This is a genomic window from Streptomyces sp. NPDC086023 (assembly GCF_044540325.1).
In the GTDB taxonomy this organism is placed as follows: Bacteria; Actinomycetota; Actinomycetes; order Streptomycetales; family Streptomycetaceae; genus Streptomyces.
In genome coordinates this window covers 128,449-141,541 of the sequence record NZ_JBITRX010000010.1, presented here as the reverse complement: position 1 = coordinate 141,541, position 13,093 = coordinate 128,449, and the positions used below count along the sequence as shown (strand labels likewise).

The following is a 13,093-nucleotide window of genomic DNA, read 5'->3' as shown; positions in this document are numbered from 1 at the left end:
CCCGGGCGGCCGCGCGCGGACCGCTCCCCCGGGCGGATCCGCCACGCACCACGCGCAGCGCACAGCGGTACCCCGTGCCCCAGGGCCCTCCGTCACTCCGGTGGCGGGGGGCCCTGGGCCGTTCTAGCGTGAACCGCATGATCGAGCTTGAGGGCCTCACGAAGCGCTTCGGTGCCAAGATCGCCGTCGACGACCTCAGCTTCCAGGTCAGACCAGGGGTGGTGACGGGCTTTCTGGGGCCCAACGGAGCGGGCAAGTCGACCACGATGCGGATGATGCTCGATCTCGACAACCCCACCAGCGGGACGGTGCGGATCGACGGGAAGCACTACCGGGACCTGGACGAGCCGCTGAAGTACATCGGGGCGCTGCTGGACGCCAAGGCGATGCACGGCGGCCGCAGCGCGTACAACAACCTGCTCTGCCTCGCGCAGTCGAACCGGATCCCGGCGAGCAGGGTGGACGAGGTGCTGGACACGGTCGGCCTGACGGCCGTGGCCCGGAAGAAGTCGAAGGGGTTCTCGCTGGGCATGGGCCAGCGGCTGGGCATCGCCTCGGCGCTGCTGGGGGATCCGGAGATCCTCATGTTCGACGAACCCGTCAATGGTCTGGACCCCGAGGGAATTCACTGGATCCGAAATCTGATGAAAGGTCTGGCGGCCGAAGGAAGGACGATCTTCGTTTCCAGCCATCTGATGAGCGAAATGGCACTCACGGCCGACCATTTGATCGTGATCGGACAGGGCCGGCTGCTCGCGGACACCAGCATGGCCGATTTCATCCAGCAGAACTCGCGCAGTTATGTCCGGGTCCGCTCTCCCCAGCAGGAACGGCTCCGGGACGTACTGGCGGGTAACGGAATTGCCGCCGTGAGTACGGGTTCGGGAGCCCTGGAGATCGACGCGGTTCCGGCCGAGGATCTGGGAGAACTTGCGGCGAAACACCAGATCGTGCTGCACGAACTGAGCCCGCAGCGCGCTTCCCTGGAGGAGGCCTTCATGCGGATGACGGCGGGCACGGTCGAGTACCACGCCCACTCGCCCGGCGAGGACGCCTCGGGCCTGCCGGGACCCGTGCCGCCCCTGCCGCCGGCCGGGGCGCCGGACGCGGGCGGCGGAGCCGGCTGGGGCGGCGACTGGACGCCCTCCAGGAAGAAGGGGGCCTGAGCCGTGGCCGCCGCACCCGCCGTGCTGAAGTCCGAGTGGACCAAGATCCGTACGGTCTCCTCGACCACCTGGACCCTGATCAGCGCCCTCGTCGTGACCGTCGCGCTCAGCGCCGCCCTGTCCGCGCTGATGAAGTCGCAGTTCGAGAACCTCTCCGACCTGGAGCGGGCCACCTTCGACCCGACCCTGATCAGCTTCTCCGGCATGGTGCTCGGCCAGCTCGCCATGGTCGTCTTCGGCGTGATGGTCGTCGGCACCGAGTACAGCTCCGGCATGATCCGCACCTCGCTCGCCGCCGTGCCGCAGCGCGCCACCTTCCTCTTCAGCAAGATCGCGGTGGCCGGGCTGCTGGCCCTGGTGGTGGGCCTGGCCACGAGCTTCCTGTCCTTCTTCCTCGGACAGGCGCTGCTCGGCACGCACCACACCTCGATCGGCGAGCCCCACGTACTGCGCGCGGTGATCGGTGCCGGGCTCTACATGGCGCTGATCGCGGTCTTCTCGATGGGCGTGACCGCGATGCTGCGCAGCTCGATGCTCTCGCTGGGCATCCTGGTGCCGTTCTTCTTCCTGATCTCGCAGATCCTGTCGGCCGTGCCGAAGGCCAAGGAGGTGGCCCGGTACTTCCCCGACCAGGCGGGCGCCAAGATCATGCAGGTCGTGCCCAACGCCATGGGCGGCGACGAGGCACCGTACGGGCCCTGGGGCGGGCTCGGCATCATGCTGGTCTGGGTCGCCGCCTCCCTCGTCGGCGGCTACCTCGTGCTCAAGCGCCGGGACGCCTAGCCCGGGGCGGACCCGGTGGGGGGCAGGCGTGACGCGGGACCCGGGGCCTAGGGGTTGTCCCTGATTCCTCCCTGAACCGGGGCCTCCGGAGCACCGGGGGCCCCGGGAACCGTCAAGGCGCCGATATCCTCTTACTTCCTGCGGCGGGCGAGAGCCGTCCCGGCGGACGAGGGCGAGAGAGCATGATCGAGGCAGTCGGACTGACCAAGCGCTACGGCGCCAAGACCGCCGTCGACCAGCTCTCCTTCCAGGTCAGGCCCGGTGCCGTGACCGGATTCCTGGGCCCCAACGGCTCCGGCAAGTCCACCACCATGCGCATGATCGTCGGCCTGGACCGCCCCACCGCGGGCCGCGTGACGATCAACGGCCTGCCGTACGGCGCGCTGCCCAACGCCCAGCGGATGGTCGGCGCCCTGCTCGACGCCAAGGCCCTGCACGGCGGCCGCCGCGCCCGCAACCACCTGCTCGCCCTCGCCCAGCTCTCCGGCATCCCCGAGCGCCGCGTCGACGAGGTGCTCGGCGTCGTCGGCCTCCAGGACGTGGCCCAGCAGCGTACGAAGGGCTTCTCGCTCGGCATGGGCCAGCGGCTCGGCATCGCCGCCGCCCTGCTCGGCGACCCCCAGGTGCTGCTCTTCGACGAGCCGGTCAACGGCCTCGACCCCGAGGGCATCCTCTGGGTGCGCAACCTCATGAAGCAGCTGGCCGCGGAAGGGCGTACGGTCTTCGTCTCCTCCCACCTGATGAGCGAGATGGCCCTGACCGCCGACCACCTGATCGTGATCGGCCGGGGCCGGCTGCTGGCGGACATGGGCGTCCAGGACTTCATCTCGCACAACTCGTCCGGATTCGCCCGGGTCCGCACGGCCGATACCGAGCCCGGCGCCGACGACACCCTCGCCGCCGCCCTCTCCCGCGCCGGTGCCCGCGTCCTGCACGAGCCGGACGGCGCCCTGCGCGTCACCGGTCTGCCGCTGCCCCGGATCAGCGACCTGGCCCACGAGGCCGGCGTCCGCCTGTGGGAGCTCTCGCCGCACCGGGCCTCGCTGGAGGAGGCGTACATGCGGATGACCCAGAGCTCGCTGGAGTTCACCTCGTCCGACGACCCCAAGGCGGAGCTGCGCACCCCGGACCCGCGCCCCGCGGACCCGTGGGCGGAGGCGGAGCCGGAGCGGATCCCCGCCGAGGGCTGGTACGCTCCCCCGCCGCCGGACGCGGGAGGCGCGCCCTTCCTGATGCCGGCCCAGCCCGGGGACCTCGCGACGGGGTCCGCGGACGGCCGGGAGTCCGGCCTCCGGTCCGGCCCCCGGTCCGGCCCGCAGCCGCAGAAGACGGAGGAGGCGCGATGAGCGGGACCCAGACCTCGCAGGGGTACGTCTCCGACATCCCGATCGTCCGGCCGACCCTGGCCCACGCGCTCCAGTCGGAGTGGACCAAGGTCAAGACGGTCCGCTCGACGGTCTGGTCTCTGATCGCCACGGTCGGCGTGACGGTCGGCATCGGCCTGCTGATGGCGGCGAACACGGACGACACCGACTACTCGATGAACCCGTTCACGCTGCCCTCGCTGTTCGGGATCATGCTCGGCCAGGTCGGCGTGATCACGCTGGGCGTCCTGATGGTGGCCTCGGAGCACGGCACCGGCCTGATCCGCACCACCTTCACCGCCGCTCCCGAGCGGTACCGCGTGCTCACCGCGAAGTACCTGGTCTTCTCGGCGCTGGCGTTCACCGTGACCTTCGGCTCCGTGACGCTGGTGACCCTGCTGACGATGGTGCTGCACGGCGGACCGGGGGCGGGACCGCACTCGCTCGGCGTCTCCGCGCGGGGCCTGCTCGGCGGCAGCCTGTACGTCACGCTGCTCGGCGTCCTGGCGCTGGCGGCCGGGGCGCTGCTGCGGCACTCCGTGGGAGCGGTGACCGCGATGCTGGGTGTGGTGACGGTCCCCACGATCATGCCGACCGTCCTGCTGATGTGGGAGACCACCACGGGCCTCGGACGCTGGTTGATCGGGTACAGCGCGCCGGTCGCCATCTCCACGCTGTACGGCCTGCCGGCCGACGAGTTGAGCGCCTCGGGTCCGTGGCAGCTGCTGGTGCTGGCGGTGGTCACCGCCACCGCCGTGACCGCCTCGTACCGGACGGTCCGCCGCCGGGACGTCTGAGACCGGCCGGCTCAGTGCCGGGGAGCGTTACGGGACCGCTGCACCCGCGAGGTGCGGCGGTCCTTCGCGTTCCAGCAGGCCTTGTGCCAGTGGCGCCGGTCGTCCACGCCGCCGTAGTCGGGCCAGGCGACCAGGTGCGGGACGCCGGACGGGATCTCCTGGTCGCAGCCGGGGCAGCGGTACCGCTTGCCCTGCGCGCTCGCGCCCGAGACGTGGCGGACCCGCCACTCCTCGCCCTGCCATTCCTCAGTGCGTTCCAGGCCGTAGCGGTCGTACCCGGCGCTGGGGCGCTCGGCCGGACTCTCGCCGCCCCTGGGGCGGTTGTGGCGCGGTGACACGTATACCTCACGAAGCGGCGTGCGGAAGGGACTTTCGCCCAGCCTACGCGCCGCGCCTGAGGGTACCCGCATGGTTGCGGACAGGGACCGGCGGCTGACCCGGCTTCCACGGGAGTGATTCCCCGACAATCTCAATAACTTCTGTTCCTGCCCGTGCCTTTGGCACGTGTCAGACGTTGTTGCCATGGGGGAAGCCGCGTCAGCCGCAAGGAGGCAGAGGGCGATGCGTGTTGGAGCGTTTGTACTGGCGGCCCAGTTCCCGGGCCAGGGGCAGGGGGAGGCACTGCACCGGGCGGTGCGGACCGCCGAGGTGTCGGAGGAGGCGGGGCTCGATGCCGTCTGGCTCGCCGAGCACCACTTCGTGCCGTACGGGGTCTGCCCGTCGGCGGTGACCCTGGCGGCCGTGCTGCTGGGACGCACCCGGCGGATCAGGGTGGGGACGGCGGTGAGCGTGCTGCCCAGCACCCACCCCGTCGCCCTCGGGGAACAGGCCGCCCTGCTGCACCTGACCTCGGGCGGGCGGTTCTCGCTCGGCGTGGGCAGGGGCGGGCCCTGGGTGGACCTGGAGGTGTTCGGCTCCGGTCTGGAGGCGTACGAACAGGGCTTCCCCGAGGCGCTCGACCTGCTGCGGCGCTGGCTGCGGGAGCCGCGGGTCGGAGCCTCCGGGGAGCGGTACGCCTTCCGCGAGGTGGCCGTCGTACCGCGGCCGGCGGAGACCCTGGAGGGCGATCCCGGCGGGCCCGAGGTGATCGTGGCCTGCACTTCGCCCGCCTCGGTGCGGCTGGCCGCGGAGCGGGGGCTGCCGATGCTGCTGGGCATGCACTGCGGGGACGAGGACAAGGCCGCGATGGTCGGACTGTGGCGGCGCACGGCCCTGGACGCCGGGCACGACCCCGACGCGGTGGCGGCGGCCGGCCACGTGTCGGCCGGGGTGGCGCAGCTCGCGGACCGGACGGAGGACGCGGCCGAGACGCTGGTGAAGGCGATGCCCGGCTGGCTGAGGCAGGGGCTGGACGCCCATGTGACGGTGGACGGGCGGACGCGGACCATGCGGGACCCCGTCGCCTACACGGAGCTGCTGTGCTCCCTGCACCCGGTGGGGACCCCCAGGCTGGCCGCGGACCGGCTGGCGGCGACGGCCGAGCGCACGGGCATCAGGCGTTTCGCGCTGCTCGTCGAGGGCTCCGGGGATCTCGCGGCGACCGAGGAGAACGTCCGCAGGCTCGGTGCCGAGGTCCTGCCCCACCTCGGGTGACCGTGCGCGCGAGCGCCGTGGACGACGCGTGGGGCTGCCGCTCCGGTATCAGTTGCACCTCCCGCGATACGGAGCGGCAGCGGAGCACTAGCAGTCCCGCAGCTCCGGCGACTGGTTGAGCAGCTGCCCCCTGATGGAGGTGAAGCGGGCCAGGCGCTCATCGGACGAGGAGTCGAGCGGGAAGACCGCCACACGGTGGCAGTTCTGGAACGCGAGGCGGACGCCGAAGTGCCGCTGGAGCGCACCCCGTATCGCGTCGCTCGCGAGGGCGCGGAGCAGCTGGCCGCGCGCCTGCTCGTCCGGCGGCGGCGTCTGGTTGTCGGCGAACTCCCCGCCGTCCACCTTCAGCTGGGCCACCAGAGAGCTGATCATCTCCCATGCGTAGGGCAGGGAGGTCCGGACGCAGTCGACGAAGGCGGCTTCGTCGACCTCGCCTCGCTCGGCCTGTTCCAGTAGGGCCGGTGAGACGTCGAGCGACATGGGTTCTCCTCTCGCGACCCCGGGTGACCGAGGTCTTACGGGCAGGGAAGGAGGCCGCGACGCAGCGTGCACGTTCCGCAACCTCCCGCTAACACGTTAGGCGCCCACTGGGTAGCGCACCAGGAGAATGCGCATACAACGAGCCACTAACGAAGGGGGCTTTCGGGGGCGAATCGCGTACGGGCGCCTCGGTCGAGTAGCGTTGCGGACCATGCGTCTCGTCATCGCCCGCTGCTCCGTCGACTACGCGGGCCGGCTCACCGCCCACCTGCCCTCCGCACCCCGTCTGATCCTCGTGAAGGCCGACGGCAGTGTCTCGATCCACGCGGACGACCGGGCGTACAAACCCCTCAACTGGATGTCTCCTCCGTGCACCCTCAAGGAGGGGACCGGTGACGATGCGGGCGTCTGGACCGTCGTCAACAAGGCGGGCGAGAAGCTCATCATCACCATGGAAGAGGTCCTGCACGACTCCTCGCACGAGCTCGGCGTCGACCCCGGCCTCATCAAGGACGGCGTCGAGGCCCACCTCCAGGAGCTGCTCGCCGACCGGATCGAGACGCTCGGTGAGGGCTACAGCCTGATCCGCCGCGAGTACATGACGGCGATCGGACCCGTGGACATCCTGTGCCGGGACGCCGACGGCGCCACCGTGGCGGTGGAGATCAAGCGGCGCGGTGAGATCGACGGCGTCGAGCAGCTGACCCGCTACCTGGAGCTGCTCAACCGCGACCCGCACCTGGCTCCGGTGAAGGGCGTGTTCGCCGCCCAGGAGATCAAGCCCCAGGCCCGGGTGCTCGCGACGGACCGCGGCATGGACTGCGTGGTGCTGGACTACGACGCGCTGCGCGGCATCGAGGACGACAAGCTGCGGCTGTTCTGAGCCGGCCCGGACACCCGGGCCGGACATGACGGAGGGGCTGGATTTCTCCAGCCCCTCCGTCATGTCCGGGACCGTCCGGCGTGTCCGGATGTCCCGCGTGATCTATCCCACGTCCCCGGGGGTGGTGCCGGAGGAACTCGCGTTGTTCGTGCCGCTGGTGGCCCCGCCCGTGGGCGTGGTGCCGGTGGGCGCGGTGGCCGTGGGTCCGGTCGGCACGGTCCTGGTGGGTTCGGGCTCGCCCGTCGGGCCCGGCGAGCGGGTGGGCCCGGTGGGTGCCGGCGAGGAGGCCGGCGGGCGCGAGGCGGTCGGCTTGCGGGTGGCGGTGGGCGCGGGGGCCGACGGCGAGACCGTGGGGTCCGTGCTGCGGGTACGGCCGGGCGTGGGCTCCCCGGTGGTCCCGGGGGTGCGCGTCCCGGGGGTGGTACCGGGGTCCTGGGGGTCCGCGGACGCGTCCGGGTCCGCGGCCTCGGTGGGGCCGCCGGGCTCGGCGTCGTCGCCGGTGATCGACTGCTCCGTACGCGTCCGCTTCGCGGGGTCGTCCTCGGTGTTCGAGGTCAGGCCGATGGTGACGGCCGTGCCGAGCACGGCGACGAGGACGGCGCCGGCCGCGGCGGCCACGACGTTGCGCCGGGCACCGGTCAGTACGGCGCGCCGCGCGTCCCGGACCGCCGGGCGCCGGGCCTGGTGCGGGCGGGGGGCGCCCGACGGGCTCACCGTGGCCAGCGGCACCGGCGGGGTGGCCGCGACGTCGCCGCGCGGCGGGGCGAGGGTCGGGAAGGCGGACTTGACCACTTCCGGCTCGGGTTCGGCGTCCGCCATCGGGCGGAGCACCTCGGTCAGCGCCTCCGAGGCGGGGGTGGCGGCGGCCGCCGGTGCGGGGGCCTCCAGGACCAGCGGCGGCGAGACGGGCCCGCCGTCGCGGTCGGCGACCAGGGCCAGCGAGCGGCGGCCGGCCACGGTGCCCCGCTTGTCGGCGAGGGCGCCGCGCAGCCCGATCGAGGCCTCCAGCTCGGCGCGGGCCCGGTCGAGGTGGCCGCGGCAGAGCGCGAGGATGCCGAGCTCGTGGTGGAAGTACGCCTCCTCGGCGACCTCCCCGGCGATCCGGGCGGCCTCCTGGCCGGCCCGCAGCACCCGCTCCCAGGCGCTCCAGTGCATCCCGCCGGCGAAGGCGGGGGCGGCCGTACGGGCGAGCAGCACGGCGGCGCTCTGCTGGCCGTCCCGCGCCCCGGAGGACACCAGGGCCGCCAGGGCGGCCAGCACGGCGTCCGCCTCGGCGGCGGCGCGCTCGGGGGTGACCGAGGGGTGCCCGGTCCACCAGGCGTAGTGCTGGGCGGCCGTCAGGGCGTACGAGGCGGCCTCGTCCGCGTAACCCGCCTCCTCCAGCTGGCGCCGGACGCCGGGGGCCAGCCGGTAGCGGGATCCGGTGACGCTGAGCAGGCCGCACGCGAGCAGCTCCCCGACGGCGGTGTCGGCGTGGGTGTCGCCGACGAGGGCCGGCAGGTGGGCCTGGTGGGGCATCTCGCCGCCGAGCGCCACCGCGAAGCGGAGGGCGGCGCGGGCGGACTCGCCGAGGCGGGAGGCCAGCAGTTCGGCGGGGGCGGCGCTCTCGGCCAGGCCGGGCAGCGCGATCTTCCGGGTCCGCTCCTCGAAGACCCCGGGCTCCTCGTCGGACTCCCCGGCGTCCTCGGGGGCGGGCGCGGCGGCGCCGCTCAGCTCGTCCCGCTGGCGCAGCAGGGCGCCGGCCTGGACGAAGCGCAGGGGCAGGCCCTCGGAGGCGAACCAGAGGTCGCCGGCCCAGGCGGTCTCCTCGTCGCTGAGGCTGCGCCCGACGGCCGCGGCGAGCAGCATGGCGCAGGCGGTGCGGCCGAGGCCGCCGAGGGTGACCTCTTCGAGGTGGGACTCCTCGGCCGGGGCGGGGGCGTCGGGGACGGCGGCGAGCAGGAAGGCGCACTCGGGGGTGGCGCCGAGCAGCTCGTCGAGCGCGGCGCCGCCGAACTCCAGGTCGTCGAGGAGGACGACGGCGCCGATCTCGCGGACCCGGGCGAGGAGTTCGGTGCGGTCGGGCCGGTGGCCGGTGGTGTCGTACACCGCGGCGTGCAGCGCGTGCAGCAGGTCGGTGGGGCTCTGGCGGTGGCCGGAGAGGCGGACCACGCCGTCGGGGGCGAGGTCGGCGCAGGCGTCGGCGACGGCGTCGAGGAGGGCGGACCGGCCGGAGCCGGCGGGGCCGGTGAGGCGTACGGAGCGGCCGCGGCTGAGCAGCCGGACGAGGCGGTCGCGCTCCTCCTCGCGCTCCAGGAGCGGCAGGATGGGGGCGGGCGGGCCCGAGGGGGCGGGCGGCTGGGCCGCCGTGCGTATCGCGGCGCGGGACTTGGCGTCCCGCTTCCTGCGGGCCGGGGCCTCGGCGTCGGGTCGGCGGGCCTCTATCTCGCTGCCGTCGACGGGGTTGACGGTGAGCAGGAAGTCGCCGGTGACGAGCCGGGTGATGCGGGCCGGGCCCGACTTGGTGGATCCCTTGACCAGCGAGTGGCGCACCGCGCCGGTGGCGTCCGCGCCCCTGTCCTGGGCTGCGTCGCCGGTCTCCTCCGGTCCGCCGTGTATCCGGTCCATTGGCCTGACCCCCCGATCGCGGCGTGCGCCGTCGTCCCTCCCGGCCTTCGCGCACTCCGCTGTAGCTTCTGGTCCGGCGTCCGCCCCGCGGATTGACGGGGGCCGACGGCCGAAACCCTAGACGTTGGGCCAGTATCCAGGAACAGCCGGGGTGCTTTCCCCACCGGTTCATCACGTTCCGGCCTCAACACGGGGCACGGACCACGGGCGGCGGGTGAACGGCGGGGGCGGGCGCAGGTGGGGCCGCGGTGGCGCAGATGGCGGGTGGCGGGCGGGGCGGGGCGCGTCAGACCCGCGGCAGCGACTCGGCGGCGAGGCCGCCCTCGATGGCCAGGATCCGGTGCAGCCGGGTCGCGACGAGCAGCCGCTGCATCTGCGGCGGCACCCCGCGCAGGACGAGCCGGCGGCCGGTGCGGCCGGCCCGCCGGTGGGCCCCCATGATCACGCCGAGTCCGGTGGCGTCCCAGGAGTCCAGCCCCGTGAGGTCGAGGACGAGGTCGCCGGCGCCGTCGTCGAGCGCGCTGTGCAGGGCGGTGCGGGCGTCCGCCGCGCTGCGCACGTCGAGGCGGCCGCCGACTGCGAGTTCGGTGTGGTCGCCCCTGATGTGCATGTGTGCTCCCCGGCAGAACTGCGTGCGTGCGTATGGTCGGCAACTCTCACCGCTACTGACTGCCTCAGGTGGGGTGAAGTTGCCGACCGTGAGCGAACCGATACCGAATTCACCCTCAGGGGTGAGTCCGGTCGGTCGAACGGACCGGCGTGCGCCGGTCGTGCCCGGTGCGGCCGACGCCGGCCGCGGTCGCGGACCGCTCAGTGCTTGTAGAAGCCCTGTCCGCTCTTGCGGCCGATGTCGCCCGCGTCGACCATGCGGCGCATGAGCTCCGGCGGCGCGAACTTCTCGTCCTGGCACTCGGTGTAGATGTTGCTGGTGGCGTGCAGCAGGATGTCGACGCCCGTCAGGTCGGCGGTCGCCAGCGGTCCCATCGCGTGCCCGAATCCCAGCTTGCAGGCGATGTCGATGTCCTCGGCGGACGCCACGCCCGATTCGTACAGCTTCGCCGCCTCGACGACGAGCGCGGAGATCAGACGGGTCGTCACGAAACCGGCCACGTCGCGGTTGACGACGATGCAGGTCTTGCCGACCGACTCGGCGAACGCGCGGGTCGCGGCCAGGGTCTCGTCGCTCGTCTTGTAGCCGCGGACCAGCTCGCAGAGCTGCATCATCGGGACGGGTGAGAAGAAGTGGGCGCCGACGACGCGCTCGGGGCGCTTCGTCACCGCGGCGATCTTGGTGATCGGGATGGCGGAGGTGTTGGAGGCCAGAACGGTGTCCTCGCGCACGATCTCGTCGAGGCTCCGGAAGATCTCGTGCTTGACCTCAAGCTTCTCGAAGACGGCCTCGACGACGATGTCGGCGTCGGCCACGTCGCCCAGGTCGGTGGTCGTGGTGATGCGGCCGAGGGCCGCCTCCGCGTCCTCCGCGGACAGCTTGCCCTTCGAGACGAACTTGTCGTACGAGGCCTTGATGCCGTCGGTGCCACGGGTCAGGGCCGCGTCGGTGACGTCGCGCAGTACGACGTCCCAGCCCGCCTGAGCGGACACCTGCGCGATACCGGAACCCATGAGTCCGGCACCGATGACGGCGAGCTTCCCAGCCACTGCACACCCCTTGTTTTCTTGACGCAGGCACGCGTTCCACAACTGCTCTCCGGCGGAGATTAGCGCCCGTGAGGGGCCGTGTGACCCGGAAGTAATACGCGTCACGTCTCAAATGACGGACATCACACCGGGATGCCCCAGCGCACGCCGGAGGCCCCGCAGTTGGGGCCCGGCGGCCGTCCCGCGCGGCCCGGGCGCGTCTACGCTGGCCGCATGGTGAATCTGACGCGCATCTACACCCGTACCGGCGACAAGGGCACCACCGCCCTCGGCGACATGAGCCGCACCGCCAAGACGGACCTGAGGATCTCGGCGTACGCGGACGCCAACGAGGCGAACGCGGTCATCGGCACGGCGATCGCCCTGGGGCAGCTGCCCGAGGAGGTGGTCGGCGTCCTGGTCCGCGTCCAGAACGACCTCTTCGACGTCGGCGCCGACCTCGCCACCCCGGTCGTGCCGGACCCGGAGTACCCGCCGCTGCGGGTCGAGCAGTTCTACGTCGACAAGCTGGAGGCGGACTGCGACCGCTTCAACGAGGAGCTGGAGAAGCTGCGCAGCTTCATCCTCCCCGGCGGCACCCCCGGCGCCGCCCTGCTGCACCAGGCCTGCACGGTGGTCCGCCGGGCCGAGCGGTCCACCTGGGCCGCGATGGAGGTGCACGGCGAGACGATGAACCCGCTCACCGCCACCTACCTGAACCGCCTCTCCGACCTGCTCTTCATCCTGGCCAGGACGGCCAACAAGGAGGTCGGCGACGTGCTGTGGGTGCCCGGCGGCGAACGCTAGTGCTGTGGCCGGAAAGGTTTGCCGGGTCGCGGCGTCCGGTGCGGTGCATCGCAAGGCGGAGGGCCACGGCTCGTACTGGACGTACCTGCGTGGTCCGACAACGCAGCGAGGTGCCGTGCCGGGCGTCGCGACACGGTGAACCCTTGCGGTCACAGCACTAGGCACCCCGGGTCCGGCCGCGGCGGGCGCCGGCTAGTGCTGCGCCCGGGGCCCGGCCGCGTCGGCCTGCACCGCGTCGGCCCGCCCGGCGTCGGCCGGCCCGGCGTCGGCCGGCCCGGCGTCGGCCCGCCCCGCCCCGGCCGCGGTCCCGTCGGACGCCACCGTCTTCGGCTCCGCCGACTCCTTGGGGAAGAGGGTGTACGAGAGGGCGATCACCAGGTTGATGCCGATCACCCAGAGCATCTTCTGCTGCCACATGCGCAGCGTCCCGGTCGCCGCGTCCCCGCCGACGTACCAGACGGCGGCCTGGAGCAGGGCGATCGCGACGCCCGCGGCCAGGATCCAGCGGCCCGCCGCCCGCCACTCGTGCGCGGCGCGCTCGCGGCCGCCGGCCGGGGGCTTCGGCGGCTTCGGGCCGCCGGCGAAGCGGTGGGCGACGCGGGCGTCGACCCAGCGGATGGTGGCGCGGCCCAGGCCGACCGTGTAGCCGATGTAGACGGCCGCCAGCCCGTGCTTCCAGTCGGGCTCGGCGCCGTTCTTCAGGTCGACGGCGGTGGCCGCCAGCAGCACCAGCTCCAGCACCGGCTCACACAGCAGTACGGCGGCCCCCGCCCTCGGCATCTTCGCGAGGTAGCGCAGGGCGAGCCCGCCGGCCAGCAGCAGCCAGAATGCGACCTCGCAGACGACGATCAGCGTGACGATCACGGTTGTCCCCTCTCAACTCCCTTCCAATCTGCGGCACGTTCCGGGCCGAATCGTCGTCGCAGCAGGTGAATCCCGACTGCATCCTTCGATGTACTCGGACTCCGCCATGGC

The 13,093-nt window shown here is 72.8% G+C and carries 13 protein-coding genes; 7 read left to right on the top strand and 6 right to left on the bottom strand.

Going from position 1 to position 13,093, the window contains the following annotated elements:
- The first annotated feature begins 137 nt into the window (after nt 1–137).
- The 4 genes from ACIF6F_RS21045 to ACIF6F_RS21030 all read left to right on the top strand — a co-directional run bounded on the left by ACIF6F_RS21045 (nt 138) and on the right by ACIF6F_RS21030 (nt 4,110).
- A complete protein-coding gene (locus ACIF6F_RS21045; RefSeq protein ID WP_399948659.1) occupies nt 138–1,166 on the top strand; it encodes an ABC transporter ATP-binding protein in 1,029 nt (342 codons plus the stop codon).
- A 3-nt stretch (nt 1,167–1,169) separates the two neighbouring features.
- The gene (locus ACIF6F_RS21040) at nt 1,170–1,949 is read left to right on the top strand and encodes an ABC transporter permease (protein WP_399948657.1); all 780 of its coding nucleotides are present in this window, start codon (nt 1,170–1,172) and stop codon (nt 1,947–1,949) included.
- A gap of 182 nt (nt 1,950–2,131) precedes the next feature.
- Nucleotides 2,132–3,295 (top strand): ABC transporter ATP-binding protein, encoded by a 1,164-nt coding sequence (locus ACIF6F_RS21035; RefSeq protein ID WP_399948655.1) that lies wholly within the window; start codon nt 2,132–2,134, stop codon nt 3,293–3,295.
- Nucleotides 3,292–4,110, top strand: coding sequence for an ABC transporter permease (locus ACIF6F_RS21030; RefSeq protein ID WP_399948653.1), 819 nt, complete (start codon nt 3,292–3,294; stop codon nt 4,108–4,110). Before ACIF6F_RS21035 ends, ACIF6F_RS21030 begins: the two co-directional genes overlap by 4 nt.
- A gap of 11 nt (nt 4,111–4,121) precedes the next feature.
- Here ACIF6F_RS21030 and ACIF6F_RS21025 read toward each other — a convergent pair whose 3' ends face one another.
- Nucleotides 4,122–4,448, bottom strand: coding sequence for an ATP/GTP-binding protein (locus ACIF6F_RS21025; RefSeq protein ID WP_399948651.1), 327 nt, complete (start codon nt 4,446–4,448; stop codon nt 4,122–4,124).
- A gap of 223 nt (nt 4,449–4,671) precedes the next feature.
- Here ACIF6F_RS21025 and ACIF6F_RS21020 point away from each other — a divergent pair, with 223 nt between their 5' ends.
- On the top strand, nt 4,672–5,703 hold the full coding sequence (locus tag ACIF6F_RS21020; RefSeq protein ID WP_399948649.1) for an LLM class flavin-dependent oxidoreductase: 1,032 nt from the start codon (nt 4,672–4,674) through the stop codon (nt 5,701–5,703).
- Between the two features lie 87 nt (nt 5,704–5,790).
- Here the strand turns inward: ACIF6F_RS21020 and ACIF6F_RS21015 are convergent, their stop codons facing one another.
- Nucleotides 5,791–6,183: an SCO5389 family protein gene (locus tag ACIF6F_RS21015; protein ID WP_114038192.1), complete on the bottom strand. Its 393-nt coding sequence runs from the start codon at nt 6,181–6,183 to the stop codon at nt 5,791–5,793.
- Nucleotides 6,184–6,394: 211 nt separating this feature from the next.
- On the opposite strand from ACIF6F_RS21015, the gene nucS reads away from it, so the two are divergent.
- Nucleotides 6,395–7,066 carry an endonuclease NucS gene (gene nucS, locus ACIF6F_RS21010; RefSeq protein WP_399948647.1) on the top strand — a complete coding sequence of 224 codons (672 nt, stop codon included), beginning with the start codon at nt 6,395–6,397 and terminating at the stop codon, nt 7,064–7,066.
- Between the two features lie 102 nt (nt 7,067–7,168).
- On the opposite strand, the gene ACIF6F_RS21005 is transcribed toward nucS, so the two are convergent.
- From ACIF6F_RS21005 to ACIF6F_RS20995, 3 genes are all read right to left on the bottom strand, one after another.
- Nucleotides 7,169–9,673: an ATP-binding protein gene (locus ACIF6F_RS21005; RefSeq protein ID WP_399948645.1), complete on the bottom strand. Its 2,505-nt coding sequence runs from the start codon at nt 9,671–9,673 to the stop codon at nt 7,169–7,171.
- A gap of 286 nt (nt 9,674–9,959) precedes the next feature.
- Nucleotides 9,960–10,283, bottom strand: a complete 324-nt coding sequence (locus tag ACIF6F_RS21000; protein ID WP_399948643.1) for an STAS domain-containing protein — start codon at nt 10,281–10,283, stop codon at nt 9,960–9,962.
- 200 nt (nt 10,284–10,483) lie between these two features.
- Nucleotides 10,484–11,332, bottom strand: coding sequence for a 3-hydroxyacyl-CoA dehydrogenase family protein (locus ACIF6F_RS20995; RefSeq protein WP_399948641.1), 849 nt, complete (start codon nt 11,330–11,332; stop codon nt 10,484–10,486).
- A 213-nt stretch (nt 11,333–11,545) separates the two neighbouring features.
- On the opposite strand from ACIF6F_RS20995, the gene ACIF6F_RS20990 reads away from it, so the two are divergent.
- On the top strand, nt 11,546–12,118 hold the full coding sequence (locus ACIF6F_RS20990) for a cob(I)yrinic acid a,c-diamide adenosyltransferase (protein ID WP_399948639.1): 573 nt from the start codon (nt 11,546–11,548) through the stop codon (nt 12,116–12,118).
- A 192-nt stretch (nt 12,119–12,310) separates the two neighbouring features.
- On the opposite strand, the gene ACIF6F_RS20985 is transcribed toward ACIF6F_RS20990, so the two are convergent.
- Nucleotides 12,311–12,982, bottom strand: a complete 672-nt coding sequence (locus ACIF6F_RS20985; protein ID WP_399948637.1) for a hypothetical protein — start codon at nt 12,980–12,982, stop codon at nt 12,311–12,313.
- Between the last annotated feature and the right edge of the window lie 111 nt (nt 12,983–13,093).